This window comes from Streptococcus marmotae (assembly GCF_001623565.1).
GTDB lineage: Bacteria > Bacillota > Bacilli > Lactobacillales > Streptococcaceae > Streptococcus > Streptococcus marmotae.
Map to the genome: position 1 here is coordinate 179,401 of NZ_CP015196.1, position 14,096 is coordinate 193,496.

The 14,096-nt window shown below is 42.3% G+C and carries 15 protein-coding genes; 3 read left to right on the forward strand and 12 right to left on the reverse strand.

Going from position 1 to position 14,096, the window contains the following annotated elements:
- Positions 1-74: 74 nt before the first annotated feature.
- Positions 75-539: a GNAT family N-acetyltransferase gene (locus tag A4H00_RS00870; RefSeq protein ID WP_067086178.1), complete on the reverse strand. Its 465-nt coding sequence runs from the start codon at positions 537-539 to the stop codon at positions 75-77.
- Between the two features lie 189 nt (positions 540-728).
- Between A4H00_RS00870 and A4H00_RS00875 the strand changes: the two genes are divergently transcribed.
- On the forward strand, positions 729-1,001 hold the full coding sequence (locus A4H00_RS00875) for a YiaA/YiaB family inner membrane protein (RefSeq protein ID WP_067086179.1): 273 nt from the start codon (positions 729-731) through the stop codon (positions 999-1,001).
- A 240-nt stretch (positions 1,002-1,241) separates the two neighbouring features.
- Here the strand turns inward: A4H00_RS00875 and A4H00_RS00880 are convergent, their stop codons facing one another.
- From A4H00_RS00880 to xseA, 11 genes are all read right to left on the reverse strand, one after another.
- Positions 1,242-1,517: an HU family DNA-binding protein gene (locus A4H00_RS00880; protein WP_067086181.1), complete on the reverse strand. Its 276-nt coding sequence runs from the start codon at positions 1,515-1,517 to the stop codon at positions 1,242-1,244.
- A gap of 93 nt (positions 1,518-1,610) precedes the next feature.
- Complete coding sequence (locus A4H00_RS00885) at positions 1,611-2,210, reverse strand: YpmS family protein (RefSeq protein WP_067086183.1); 600 nt, start codon at positions 2,208-2,210, stop codon at positions 1,611-1,613.
- On the reverse strand, positions 2,179-3,021 hold the full coding sequence (locus A4H00_RS00890) for an SGNH/GDSL hydrolase family protein (RefSeq protein ID WP_067086185.1): 843 nt from the start codon (positions 3,019-3,021) through the stop codon (positions 2,179-2,181). The genes A4H00_RS00885 and A4H00_RS00890 overlap by 32 nt, the downstream gene beginning before the upstream one ends.
- A complete protein-coding gene (locus A4H00_RS00895) occupies positions 3,014-3,847 on the reverse strand; it encodes a DegV family protein (protein WP_067086186.1) in 834 nt (277 codons plus the stop codon). Before A4H00_RS00895 ends, A4H00_RS00890 begins: the two co-directional genes overlap by 8 nt.
- Before the next feature lie 124 nt (positions 3,848-3,971).
- A complete protein-coding gene (locus tag A4H00_RS00900; RefSeq protein ID WP_067086188.1) occupies positions 3,972-4,703 on the reverse strand; it encodes a metallophosphoesterase in 732 nt (243 codons plus the stop codon).
- 8 nt (positions 4,704-4,711) lie between these two features.
- Positions 4,712-6,373: a DNA repair protein RecN gene (gene recN, locus A4H00_RS00905; protein ID WP_067086190.1), complete on the reverse strand. Its 1,662-nt coding sequence runs from the start codon at positions 6,371-6,373 to the stop codon at positions 4,712-4,714.
- Between the two features lie 6 nt (positions 6,374-6,379).
- A complete protein-coding gene (locus A4H00_RS00910) occupies positions 6,380-6,811 on the reverse strand; it encodes an arginine repressor (protein WP_067086193.1) in 432 nt (143 codons plus the stop codon).
- Positions 6,780-7,619: a TlyA family RNA methyltransferase gene (locus A4H00_RS00915; RefSeq protein WP_067086196.1), complete on the reverse strand. Its 840-nt coding sequence runs from the start codon at positions 7,617-7,619 to the stop codon at positions 6,780-6,782. Before A4H00_RS00915 ends, A4H00_RS00910 begins: the two co-directional genes overlap by 32 nt.
- The gene (locus A4H00_RS00920; RefSeq protein ID WP_067086199.1) at positions 7,612-8,487 is read right to left on the reverse strand and encodes a polyprenyl synthetase family protein; all 876 of its coding nucleotides are present in this window, start codon (positions 8,485-8,487) and stop codon (positions 7,612-7,614) included. Before A4H00_RS00920 ends, A4H00_RS00915 begins: the two co-directional genes overlap by 8 nt.
- Positions 8,484-8,696 (reverse strand): exodeoxyribonuclease VII small subunit, encoded by a 213-nt coding sequence (locus A4H00_RS00925; protein WP_067086202.1) that lies wholly within the window; start codon positions 8,694-8,696, stop codon positions 8,484-8,486. The genes A4H00_RS00920 and A4H00_RS00925 overlap by 4 nt, the downstream gene beginning before the upstream one ends.
- Positions 8,674-10,014 (reverse strand): exodeoxyribonuclease VII large subunit, encoded by a 1,341-nt coding sequence (gene xseA / locus A4H00_RS00930; protein ID WP_067086208.1) that lies wholly within the window; start codon positions 10,012-10,014, stop codon positions 8,674-8,676. Before xseA ends, A4H00_RS00925 begins: the two co-directional genes overlap by 23 nt.
- Positions 10,015-11,566: 1,552 nt before the next feature.
- On the opposite strand from xseA, the gene A4H00_RS00935 reads away from it, so the two are divergent.
- Complete coding sequence (locus tag A4H00_RS00935; RefSeq protein WP_067091339.1) at positions 11,567-13,027, forward strand: nicotinate phosphoribosyltransferase; 1,461 nt, start codon at positions 11,567-11,569, stop codon at positions 13,025-13,027.
- On the forward strand, positions 13,024-13,848 hold the full coding sequence (gene nadE / locus A4H00_RS00940) for an ammonia-dependent NAD(+) synthetase (RefSeq protein WP_067086211.1): 825 nt from the start codon (positions 13,024-13,026) through the stop codon (positions 13,846-13,848). The genes A4H00_RS00935 and nadE overlap by 4 nt, the downstream gene beginning before the upstream one ends.
- Positions 13,849-14,096: the final 248 nt, after the last annotated feature.

Consider the following 14,096-nt stretch of genomic DNA (forward strand, 5'->3'; position numbering starts at 1 on the left):
CAAGATAAGGAGCTGCAGATAGAACTAGTATTCATCAGAGCGACTGAACGATGTCCCAACCTTTATTCCATTCACTATACAATACTCTCCATGCGCACTTTCTGCTGTTTCAAGCCTAACCGCTGATAGAAAGCAACAGCTTCCTTATTATCACTCCAAACATCAAGTGTCACATTGTAGCAGTTTTGTTCCTTGGCAAAAGCTAGTGCATACTCATACAATTGCTGTCCAATTCTTTTCCCTCTCATCCCCTGTTTCACACACAAATCATCAATAAAGAGGGTCTTAACCGTTTGCAATACAGAATGCTCTTGACTCACTATTTTACAGAACAAATGACCAACGACCTCTCCTTCGACTTCATAGACAAAAATTGGTTGTTGAGGATCTTCTATCAGTTTCTCCAATTCTTGAGTAGAAAACTTTTGACCCGTTTCTTTAAATAAATCTGGTCTCACCTCATGATGGACAGTCAGAATCTCTTGTAGTAAGGCAGTTAAGGTTGGAATGTCTGTTAATTGTGCTTGACGAATCATCACGATCTCCCTTCTATTTTTCTATTATAGCACAATCTTAACCGAAAATCAGGCACTGTCTGAATGGAAGATTAGAGGGTCTAATACTTTGATACATCTAGCTTTTTCAGCTGTCACACGTATCTCCTATTCTGTCATTGTTTTTTTGATTCTTTCTATGCTATGATAGCATAACATTTTAGGAGGACTCTTATGAATAAAATAAAAAAGAAAATCTATCGTAATCCCCCTGCCTTTACCCTCATGGCTTGGGCCTCTTTTGCCTTCTTCGTGGCTTTGATTTTAATCGGTTTATATACACTAAAAGAACCACTCATGGGCAAAGGATATTATCTAATGGGACCTGTGAGCTTGATTTCTTCATCCTTTACCGTTCCAAAGGTTGTGCGTGACAATCAAGAAGACGAAGACAACTACAATCTATTGCTACAAAAAGCAACGATCGAAGATGATAGCAATACTTAAACTATCTGCATTCGCTGATTTCAGCGAGTGTTTTTTATCCTCATACTCGAAAACGGATTCGTCCCTTTTATGCCCCAAAATACAAAAAAAGCCTACTATACCACATAGAAACGTTGATACAATAGGCTTTATAAAGGCATGCGTCGTCAACATCTGAACTTTCTTCGGCTACGCCTGTGAAAGTTCTAGTTGTTTTGACAGAGGTGCGACTACGAAATCAACGATTTCTGTCTTGCCGTCTTATTTAACAGCGTCTTTAAGAGCTTTACCAGCTTTGAATGCCGGAACTTTAGAAGCTGCAATTGTGATTTCTTTACCAGTTTGTGGGTTGCGACCTTTACGTGCTGCACGCTCACGAACTTCAAAGTTACCGAAACCAATCAATTGAACTTTTTCACCTGCTGCAAGGTAGTCAGCTACTGCTGCAAATACTGCATCTACTGCTGCTGCTGAATCTTTCTTTGTCAATGAAGTTGCTTCTGCAACTTTTGCAATCAAATCTTGTTTATTAGCCATTTCGCTAAGTCCTCCAATTAATTTTCTGAGTTATTACTCACCCTAATATAGTACCTAATTTTATCCATTTGGTCAAGCTTTTCGTACGATTTATTAGCTTTTTCTATAAATATCAAAAATGAGCTGATTATTGTAAAAATCAATCGTGTTGGCCTTGACGTATAGCTTCTGATCGTTTTCAATTTCCGCAAGATGAATAATCACCGTTGCTTTCTTGGAATCAATCTCCACAAATTCTGGTAATTGGGATTGATTTTTAAGATAGGCTAGAATTTCTTCCTTTGGCAAGGACAAGGTTCCAGCAGATATTTCGGATACGGTCAATAGAATACTGCCGTCATTCAATTTATTGGGCTGAAAGTAGATATAAAGTGGAATAGTCAAGCCCCAAACCTTATAGGTCCCTTCAAATAAAAGAAATTGACTAGTAGCTGTTACTGTGTAGGAAAATGTATCTGTTTGATAATCCTTCAAATAAGTAGCCAGAACGGTGTTCAGTTGTTCTTTATCAGTAGTAAAGGTTCCTATTTTCTGATCTTGCTTAGAAGTTATCGGTGTAGCTAAATGGCTAGTTGCTTCTCGATTTGTTGTCGTTCGTTCTACTACAACTATTCCCAAAGCAAGTAGAGCAGAGACCAAAAGAAGAAAGGCCCATTTCCACTTATTGATTTTTCCAGTGTTTTTTTGTCTCACGAATAGCCTCCATAACTGCCTTGTTCATAATTTCATACCCTGTATTGTTAGGGTGAAAACGATCTTCTTCAGCAAGTAGATTATTGACGACCTGACTAGACGAATTAGGCGACTGGCTAATTCCTTTTTCCCCATCTAAGCCCTTGTAGAGCAAGTCATTGATGGGAACAAAATAAACTGATTCCATAGATTCCACCGTGTCTTTTGTCGTCTGATTCCAATTGTCCACAATCGCCTGCATTTCTGTCAAATCAGGGAAATTGAGATAGAAAGGATTATAAATACCAATGACGTAGATTGGTAAGTGAGGATTATCCGCCCTTGCCGTGTCAATAATCTTGACCAAGCGTTTACTGTAGTCCTTTGCTGCCTCATCAAAAATAGAAACATCTAATTGCGTAAGATGCTCTAAAATGGTTCTACGCAGGTCATTTCCCCCAACTGTTAGGGTCATCAGATTAGCCTTAGATAAGCTATCTACAATCTCCTTCTCCTCCATCCGCTTTAGAATCTGCTGGCTAGTATTGCCGGAAACGCCGTAATTATCATAAGAGACTTGATAGCCGTATTGGTTTCCCAGACTCTGAGCTACAAGTGGAACAAACCCGCCTTGACCAGTCTTATCTCCCACACCTTGCGTCAGCGAATCACCCAGTGCCACATAATGGAAGGCTGTCAACTCTCCTGATTGACTCTGTCCTTCTCCAAGACGTGAGGTAGCAGGTGAAATCAAAAACTGGAAGAAAAAGAGAAATCCCAGCAAACTGAGAAAAAAGAATAATAAATGATGTAAAAATGCTCTACTATTCATAATGTACTAAAACGGCCCAGGCATCCTCTCCTGTATGAGTTTGTATGATGGATCCTGTTTCTAAAACAGAAATTTCCGACTGCACGAATGGCTGTAAGACTGCCTTCATTTCCTGAGCAAAATCAGGCGCCCCTGCATAAGAAATACCAATTTCTGCTACCTTTTTCGTCCCCAAGGTCGCAACAAATTCATCTAGCCACTTTTTGAACGTTTTCGCTCCTCTTCCTTTGGTAATAGGATGCAACTGATGATCGACCATCTCCATAATCACACGAATATTGAGAAGCGAGCTCAGTAAACCCGTCACGCGACCAATCCGACCACCTTTGACGAGATTTTCCAAGGTTGAAATCCCAATATATAGCTCTGTTTTTTGTCGAACTTCTTCTACTGCAGTAAGAATCTCCTCTTTACTAGCACCATCTTTAGCCAAACGTGCCGCTGTCATTACTTGGAATTTTGCTGCCTGATCGGTGAAACTAGAATCAATAACTGTTACATCAACACCTGACAAAGTCGCCCCTTGACGAGCTGCTTCTACTGTCCCTGATAGGGCGTGTGATAGAAGAATCGCAATAATCTGACTTCCGTCTGCAGCAAGTCTGGCAAAGGTTTCAGCAAAAACTCCTACCGGAGGCTGACTGGTCTTCGGTAAACTTTTACTGTCTCGCATCAATTGAAGAAACTGTCCTTCTTCTAGGTCGCTATCTGAATAGACAACGCCGTCCACCATAACAGATAGGGGAACAACTGTAATGCCTAATTCTTCGACTAGTGCTGGTTCCATTGTTGTACTAGAATCTGTGACAATTTTTATCGTACTCATATCTCTTCCTATTCCTTCACATTTATTCCCTCAATTATACCAAATTTTTCCATTTTCAGCTATCGACAAGAGATAGAAAAAATGCTCCTAGCGGAACATTCTTTCAGTAAAAACGTATCATTTTCTAATCATCACTGGCGACAAAACCGTCATTTGGAATGGCATAGTGCTGGGCAATCTGACCGTCTGTAAAGAGAATTCCATGCAAAACACCGCCATAAACAGCACCGCCATCCATCCCAATCTTTCCATCAGCGGTCTTCCATAATTTGGAACTCTCCATCGGCTCTCCAGTCAGATAAGTAGTCGGAGTATGTCCAAAAACAATCCCTTTTCCAGTTTTATTTTCCGCTTCATGGAAAGGGGCTCGCAGCCAGACCTTTTGATAATCAGTCGTATCTTGCCAATTGTCCAAGGTCAAATCAAGACCAGCATGAACAAAAATCAGCTGCTCAGTCTCCACATGAAAGAGCATTTGTCGGATAAAAGCAACCAAGTCCCCTGCTTCATTCCTGACCCGCTCAGCATCCAACACACCGTCTACTGGAGCATCCAAGGGACGGCCTAAGAGCGAGTTAATGGTCGTATCCCCACCATTTCGTTTGTAATGATTATAACGCTCTTCTGGATTGTCTAACCAGGCAAGAAACATGTATTCATGATTACCAGACAAGCAAATAGCACCTTTGCTATCCACCAAATGCTTAACACGTTCCAGCACCGCTCGGCTATTTTCCCCGCGGTCAATTAAATCTCCTAACAAGATCAACTGGTCCTGTTCATTCCAATGCTGGAGGACCAACTCCAGCATACCAGCTTTTCCATGGACATCTCCGATGACAAAATAGTTAGGCATCTTTATTCCTACCCTTTCTTTAAGAGCTCCTTTGCCTGAGTGAGCGCGGCTTCTGTCACATTTTCACCCGCCAACATCTTGGCTACTTCCTCAATTCGTTCCTCAATCGTCAAGAGACGGACACGGGATACCGTTGAGTGGTCATCGCTGATTTTTTCAATAAAGAACTGATAATCTGCAATGGCAATGACTTGTGGCAAGTGGGAAATGGCAAGAACCTGCCCATGGCTCCCAATTTTGTAAATTTTCTGGGCAATGGCTTGGGCGACACGGCCAGACACTCCTGTGTCCACCTCATCAAAGACGATACTGGTCTTACCTTCCTTGCGTGAGAAAGCAGATTTAATCGCCAACATCAAGCGAGACAATTCTCCTCCACTAGCCACCTTAACCAAGGGTTTAAAATCCTCACCAGGATTTGTTGAAATATAAAATTCAACCTGTTCATTTCCCTCACGACCAAATTTAGCCTTGCTAAAGCGAACCTGAAAATCAGCCTTCTCCATATAGAGGTCTTTCAACTCCTGCTTGATTTCTTGCTCCAAGCCTTCTGCCAAGAGATGACGAGCAGTAGCTAATTCTCCAGCCAAGCGAATCAATTCTTTTTCACGTTTTTTTAATTCACTTTCAAGATGCTCAGAGGAGACATCCGTTCCTGTTAGGAGTTGGTATTCTTTGCTAATTTGCTCCAAATAGTCTAAGACATCATCAACCGTGCCTCCGTACTTACGGCTAATACTATACAGCAAATCCAACCGCCCTTCAACCTGCATCAAGCGATTGCCATCAAAATCCAGTCCGTCAATAATCCCTTCCAAACGCTTGGTGACCTCTTCTAAGACATAGTAGGATTCTGAGAGACTGCCAGCTAGTTCCTTATAACTAGCATCAAACTCCTCAATGGACTCCAAATCATGCATGGCAGAACGGACATTGGTCAGACTGGAAAAATCTTCATTGTCTAGCATTGCATAGGCATTTGCCAGCGTATCGGCAATCTGCTTATGGTTAAGTAACTTTTCCCGCTCTTTGCTTAGTTCCGTGTCCTCGCCAGCTTGAAGACCTGCAGCCTCAATCTCTGCTATCTGGTATTCCAGCATCTCAATACGGGCCTTATTTTCCTCTTGGTTCTTCTGAATGGTCAACACTTGCTTGCGCAAGGTTTTATATGCATCAAACGCAGCCTTGTAGTCCGCCTTTAATTGGAAAAAGGCCTCGTCCCCAAATTCATCAAGCATGGCAATATGGTGCTGTGGACGCATCAGCTCCTCTTGATCATGCTGGCCGTGAATATCCACTAGGTGCTGACCAACAGCTTTGAGGACCGATAAATTGACCAACTGACCATTGATGCGGCTGATACTACGACCATTTTGCAGTATCTCACGCCGAATAATCAGCTCATCTGACACTTCTAATCCCTGTTCTTCTAAAAGGGCTCGTAAACTTCGGCTTTGCTCAACCGAAAACAGACCTTCTATCTCAGCCTTGGGCATCCCATGGCGAATGACATCCGTCGTAGCCCGACTTCCCAGCATCATATTCATGGCATCGATAATAATCGACTTTCCAGCCCCTGTTTCTCCTGTAAGGACTGTCATTCCTTGCTCAAAATTAAGGGAAATTTCCTCAATGATGGCAAAATTTTTAATGGAAATTTCAAGTAACATGGCAACCTACCAATTTTTTATTGTTTCTAAGACATCCTGTGCCTGACTTGGATCGCGTAAGATGATTAAAATCGTATCATCATCTGCTAAAATGCTAAAAATAAGGTCAGAGAGTGCTTCGACGATCTGATTTTTCACAAAGGCCGTACTTCCTGGCACCAGATTGAGCGTAATCATCTGCCCCATGCACTCTGATGATAAAATGTTGTTCTCTGCTAGCTTCATCCGACCAGACACAGATTTGGGCAACTCATAGATATAGGTATTGTCTTTTAAAGGAATTTTGACAATTCCTAATTCCTTAATATCTCGTGAAACCGTTGCCTGTGTAGCTCGAATTCCCGAATCCTTCAAATGTTCTACAATTTCTTCTTGCGTTCCAATCTCAAAATCCGTCACAAATTTTCTAATTTTCTCTAGGCGTTCTTTTTTTCTCATCTATCAATTCCTTATGTGCTTGTTCTACAATGGTTTCAATCACGGAAAACACCTGATTGACAGCTGGGCTTTCCTTTTTCAAATGGGCTAAAAATTCCACATTTCCATGACCGCCTTGAATCGGTGAAAAATCAAGAGCTTTGACTGAAAAACCAAACTCTACGGCGGACTTTGTCACCTTGTCCAAGACCATACGATGAACGGTCTTGTCCTTGATAATTCCGTTTTTCCCAATCTGTTCTCGTCCCGCCTCAAATTGCGGCTTAATCAAAGCAACAACGTCACCCTCATCCGCTAAAATCGTTGCCAAAGCTGGTAAAATCAGACTGAGTGAGATAAAACTGACATCAATACTCGCAAATTGGGGTGTTTTTTCAAAATCATTAGCGGTTGCATAGCGGAAATTAAACTGCTCCATGCTAACAACTCGCTCATCTTGTCGGATTTTCCAAGCCAATTGATTGGTTCCAACATCCACAGCATAGACCAGGCTAGCACCACTTTGCAACATGACGTCAGTAAATCCGCCAGTTGAAGCTCCGATGTCAAGGGTCGTTTTATCCACAACCGATAAGCCAAATACCTGCAAGGCTTTCTCCAACTTGAGTCCGCCACGGCTAACGTATTTCAGCTTCTCCCCTTTTAACTTTAACTCGGTGCTGTCATCAATCTTTTCACCTGGCTTATCATAGCGTTCCCCATTTACAACAGAGATGACTAAGCCTGCCATGACACCGCGTTTGGCTTGCTCTCGTGTATCAAAAAGCCCCTGTTTATAAGCCAATACATCTACTCTTTCCTTAGCCATGTAATCGTAAACTTTCTACTATCTTTCGAATCTTTTCTGCCTGAAAGCTGGTTTTCTTCTCCAAGTCTTGCAGGCATTCTTCTACCTTGTCCAAGCTCATCTCTAAGAAATCCTTTGCTTCTTCTAAACCAAGAAGGGCTGGATAGGTTGCTTTATCTGCTACAAGATCCTTGTTGGGGGTTTTGCCCAGTTCTTCAAAACTAGCCGTCACATCTAAAATATCATCCCGCACCTGAAAAGCAAGTCCAAGCCATTCCCCTGTTTCTTGTAAGAGAGATTTTAGTTGACTATCTGCTTCCAGCATCACCCCTGTAGCTACAAAGGGATAGGCGAGGAGTTTTCCCGTCTTATGGGCATGAATCGCTTGCAATTCTGCAAGATTTAACTGCCGTTTCTCTCCTTCCATATCAAGGACTTGTCCACCAACCATGCCAAAGGTTCCAGCTGCCTTAGACAAGGCCGCAATCAGTTCTATCCGAATCTGACTAGGTAGCTCTGCCATTGCCACCAAAGCATAAGCGTCCAAAAAGAGGCTATCTCCAGCTAAAATGGCCATGTCCTCCCCAAATTTTTTGTGGCTCGTCAAGCGCCCTCTGCGATAATCGTCATTATCCATAGCTGGTAAATCATCGTGAATTAAGCTCCCTGTATGGATCATCTCAAGGGCAGCAGCCACCTGCACATGGGCATCGGTCAGCCTAATCCCAAATCCCTCTAGCAACTCCAAGAGCAATAGAGGACGCAGACGCTTGCCACCTGCCTGAACGGAGTAAAGAATGGTTTCTACTAACTGAGGGGCGACTGGCTTTGTAGCATAAAAGTCCAAGATAACCTGCTCAAGCCACTTTAATTGTTCCACTTGCTTCATTCCATATCCGTTTCTGTTCCGTCTGCTTGCATGACCTTCACCAAGGTCTTTTCTGCTTGTTGGAGTGTTTCTTGCAGTTCTTTGGAGAGTTTCATCCCTTTTTGAAATTCAGCAATCGCATCCTCCAGTGCCACATCTCCACTTTCCAAACGTGTGACAATCTGCTCCAAATCTGCCAAATTTTCCTCAAATTTCTTTTGTTTTGACATCCTTTACCTCAACTTCTAAGTGACCATCTCGTAGCTGAATCGTCACATTTTCCTCTTTTTTCACTTTATGAACACTATCAATGACTCGACCATTCTGCTCTAGCAGTGCGTAACCTCGTGCCACAATCCGACTGGTATCCAGCAGTAACAGACTGTTTGCCAAGCGCTTAACGTCTGAGACTTTCTGATCATAGATGACAGCCGTGTTGCTCCGTAACAATCGTTTCTGCTGGACTAATTTTTCCTGATAGAGGGCAATTTTCTGAGCTGGCGAGCATGCAAGCAAGCGCTGAGTTAATACTTGACTCTGCTTTTCCCCTCTATTTTTATAGTCGAACATCGATTGTCGCATGCGCAATTGTAACTGATCTAATTTTTGTAAGTAGGCATCATACAGCCGTTCTGGCTGTCGAAATATCACTGAGTGAACTAATTTCTCTAACCGCTCACGATGATAGACCAACCGATTTCCCATAGCTTTACTCATCCGATTTTCCTGCTGTTTGAGATGAGATAACAGATCCAATTTGGTTACAGGTGTTGCCAATTCCGCTGCTGCTGTTGGGGTTGCTGCACGCCTATCTGCTACAAAATCTGCCAAGGTTGTATCTGTTTCATGGCCCACACTTGAGATAATCGGAATTCGTGATTCAAAAATGGCTCGGACAACTTCTTCTTCATTAAAAGCCCACAAATCCTCAATAGAACCCCCTCCACGCCCAATAATCAGAACGTCAAGGTCATCTCGCTCATTCGCCCTACGGATATTTTGAGCAATCTCGATCGCTGCACCATCTCCCTGCACCTTGGTGGGATATAAGACGATCTCGCGACCTGGGAAACGCCGGCTAACCGTCGTAATAATATCTCGAATGACTGCTCCACTAGGACTGGTCACCACTCCAATTTTTCTTGCAAATTGCGGAATGGCTTGCTTGAATTTGTCTTGAAAAAGCCCCTCGTCCCCCAATTTCTTTTTTAATTGCTCAAACTGAATAGCAAGAGCACCAATTCCGTCTGGTTCAGCCTTTTCGATGATAATGGAGTAACTACCACTCGGCTCATACAACTGAACCCGGCCAACGACATTAATCTTCATGCCTTCTTCTAACTCAAATCCTAGCGATTTATAAACACCTGCCCAAACAGTTGCCTGAATCACTGCCTTTTCATCCTTCAGCGAAAAATACTGGTGACTCGGTCGCTTACGAAAATTAGACACCTGCCCCGTCAAATAAACCCGCTCTAAATACGGATCTCGGTCAAACTTCAACTTCAAATACTTGGTCAACGATGACACCGACAAATAATCTGGCATAAAACTCCTTTCACTAAGATATGAGAGCGTTTAAAGCGCACAGTGAAAATAGGAAATCTGACGAAGAGTTCGTAAACTCTAGGAAGATTTATCTTTTTCACCTAGTGCTTAGCTCGAATTCAATTAAACAAGATATGAGGGCGTTAAAAAAGCGAATGAAAATTAGGAAACATGACGAAGAAGCAGAACTTCTAGGAATGTTTATCTATTTTCCGAGCTTTTAGCCCGAATTCAATTAAACAAGATATGAGGGCGTTAAAAAAGCGAATGAAAATTAGGAAACATGACGAAGAAGCAGAACTTCTAGGAATGTTTATCTATTTTCCGAGCTTTTAGCCCGAATTCAATTCACTAAGATACGAGAGCGTCAAACAACTCCTAGACAAAATAGGAAATCGAAGCAGGTTGTCTTGCAACCAATGAGATTTATCTTTTTGCCAGCGAGTTGTAGCCCGAATTCAATTAAACAAGATATGAGGGCGTTAAAAATACACAGTGTACCCTTAGGGCATCCGTATCTGTAAAGCGAGCAAGCTCATAACAGCTACGGAAAAATTAGAAAACATGACGAAGAGTTAGCAAACTCTAGGAAGATTTATCTTTTTCACCCAGTGCTTAGCTCGAATTCAATTAAACAAAATACGAGGGCGTCAAACAACTCCTAGACAAAATAGGAAATCGAAGCGGTTGTCTTGCAACCAATGAGATTTATCTTTTTGTCAGCGAGTTGTAGCCCGAATTCAATTCAACAAGATATGAGGGCATTTAAAGCGCACAGTGTACCCTTAGGGCATCCGTATCTATAAAACGAGCAAGCTCGCAACAGCTACGAAAAAATTAGGAAATCTGACGAAGAGTTAGCAAACTCTAGGAAGATTTATCCCTAAAGGGAGGCAAGATTGTAACTAGCTAAAGTTAGAATAGCCATGTCTCTTTTTTACACCATGCTTAATCCATATTCAGCACAACAAGATGCAAACTTTTTTGTATTTTCCGTTCTTTATTATACCAAAAAGGACGTGAAAAGACTAGAATTGGGACGATTCTGTTTCATTTTGTCTGTCACTATTTCGTGTGACACAAAAAACAACTAGCCGTCTTGACTAGTTGTTTTCGGAGATTATGAAAAATATTTAGGATTACAGACAGTATACCCCATATACACTCTCTTGGCATCCGTCTTAGGGCTGATTTCAATTGTTCACTATCCTCTTACTCATAGCTACTACTACCTCGTTAAAATGAAACAGGTAGCTTGTTCCTATTACTACTGAGAATTTAATAGACTCGTGAAAAACAGTCCACTGGACCTAACTCGCGCTCTGGTTTCTTGGCTCGTAAAAAAACAGTCCACTTCAACTGGCCTCGCTCTTCCGTTTCTAGGCAAGGGAAAAACTGTCCGCAGGACGTTACTCGCTAGCCTATTTCTAAACTCGTGAAAAAACAGTCCACTTCAACTGGCCTCGCTCTTCTGTTTCTAGGCGAGGGAAAAACAGTCCGCAGGACTGTTTTTTATGCTATACTATAGTGACAGGAGGAGAATAAGATGAACATTTATTCTGACGATAGTTTGACCCTGCATACGGATTTGTATCAAATCAATATGATGCAGGTGTATTTTAAGGAAAAAATTCACCAGAAAAAAGCTGTTTTTGAATTGTATTTTAGGAATAATCCCTTCAAGAGTGGCTATGCTGTATTTGCAGGTTTGGAGCGGATTGTTGATTATCTCAAGGACTTGCATTTTTCAGAGAGTGATATAACTTACCTGCGTTCGTTAGGCTACGACGAAGATTTTTTGAGCTATTTAGCAGATTTCAAATTAGAGTTGACTGTTCGGTCTGCCAAAGAAGGGGATTTGGTCTTTGCCAATGAACCCTTGGTGCAAGTCGAAGGTCCCTTAGCCCAATGCCAATTGGTAGAAACAGCTTTGCTCAACATTGTCAACTTTCAAACCTTGATTGCCAGCAAGGCTGCGCGCATCCGCTCGGTTATTGGAGATGACGAGCCCTTGATGGAGTTTGGCACGAGACGTGCCCAAGAAATGGATGCTGCTATCTGGGGCACACGCGCGGCAGTGATTGGTGGGGCTAATGCTACCAGCAATGTTCGGGCTGGGAAACGCTTTGGAATTCCTGTGTTAGGAACGCATGCCCATGCCTTGGTGCAAGTTTATGGCAATGATTATGAGGCCTTTAAGGCCTATGCCAAGACTCATAAGAATTGTGTTTTTCTAGTGGATACTTATGACACTTTTAAACTAGGTGTCCCAGCTGCCATTCGGGTTGCTCGTGAAATGGGCGATAAGATTAACTTCCTTGGTGTTCGGATTGATTCGGGAGATATTGCCTATATTTCTAAGAAAGTCCGTCAACAGTTGGATGATGCAGGTTTCCCTGATGCAAAAATTTATGCTTCCAATGATTTGGATGAGCATACCATTCTCAATTTGAAAATGCAAAAGGCAAAAATTGATGTCTGGGGCGTTGGGACCAAATTAATTACAGCCTTTGACCAACCAGCTCTAGGAGCCGTTTATAAGATTGTGGCGATTGAAGATGAGAACAGTGGAATGCGTAACACCATCAAGCTGTCCAACAATGCTGAAAAAGTTTCGACACCAGGTAAAAAACAAGTGTGGCGGATTACCAGTTGTGAAAAAGGCAAATCTGAAGGAGACTATATTACTTATGCAGGTGTAGATGTCTCTCAAATGAAGGAATTGGAAATGTTCCATCCAACCTATACCTATATAAAAAAGACCGTCCGTAATTTTGAGGCGGTGCCACTCTTGGTAGATATTTTTGACCAAGGAAGGCTGGTGTATGAGTTGCCTGATTTGATGGATATTCATGCGTATGCACGTAAGGAATTTGAGAAATTATGGGATGAGTATAAGCGTGTGTTAAATCCACAGCACTATCCAGTGGACTTAGCACGAGACGTTTGGCAAGATAAGATGGATTTGATTGACCAAATGCGGCAAAAAGCCTATCAAGGAGGCCAAGAATGAGCCTACAAGAAACAATTATCAAGCAATTAGGCGTCAAGCCCACCATCAATCCGCAAGAAGAAATCCGTAAATCAATTGATTTTTTAAAGGATTACCTCAAAAAACACTCGTTTTTAAAGAGCTATGTTTTGGGGATTTCTGGTGGTCAAGATTCCACGCTCGCTGGCCGATTGGCTCAGCTTGCAATGGAGGAAATGCGAGCAGAGACGGGAGATGAACGTTATCAATTCATCGCTGTCCGTCTTCCATACGGCATTCAAGCAGATGAGGACGATGCCCAAGCAGCTCTCTCCTTTATCAAACCTGATGTGGGCCTTGTTGTGAATATCAAAGAAAGTGTTGATGCGATGACAACAGCCGTTCAAGCGACAGAGAGCACCGTATCTGACTTTCATAAAGGAAATATCAAGGCCCGCAGTCGCATGATTGCCCAATATGCCCTGGCAGGAAGTTACCAGGGTGCTGTAATTGGAACAGACCATGCCGCTGAAAATATTACTGGTTTCTTCACCAAATTTGGTGATGGGGGTGCAGATATCCTCCCACTTTTCCGTCTCAATAAACGCCAAGGAAGAGCCCTCTTGGCAGAACTTGGAGCCGACCGCTCCCTCTACGAAAAAATTCCCATAGCGGATTTGGAAGAAGAAAGACCTGGATTGACAGATGAAGTAGCACTTGGAGTGACCTACGATAAGATTGACGACTACCTAGAAGGTAAAGTAATTGAGCCAGAAGCCCAAGCCATCATCGAGAATTGGTGGAAAAAAACAGAGCACAAACGCCATCTTCCCATTACTATTTTCGATGATTTTTGGAAATAAGTTAAAGCAAGGAGAACTCAATCGTGATTTCGTAGAAATCGATTTTGTTAATTTCGCTTTCTCATTTCTTGGCTCAAGTATTAACAGTCCACTGGACTTGTTAATACCCCACAGGTTGACTAGCTTCCACAATTGAGAATTGTGGAAGGCTGGAAATAGAATGTGCACAGCTCGCTCCTTGCAATTGAGAATTGTGAAAGATTGGAAATAGGGCTAGTTCGCTAGGCTCTTCTACTAGAATGTTGCTT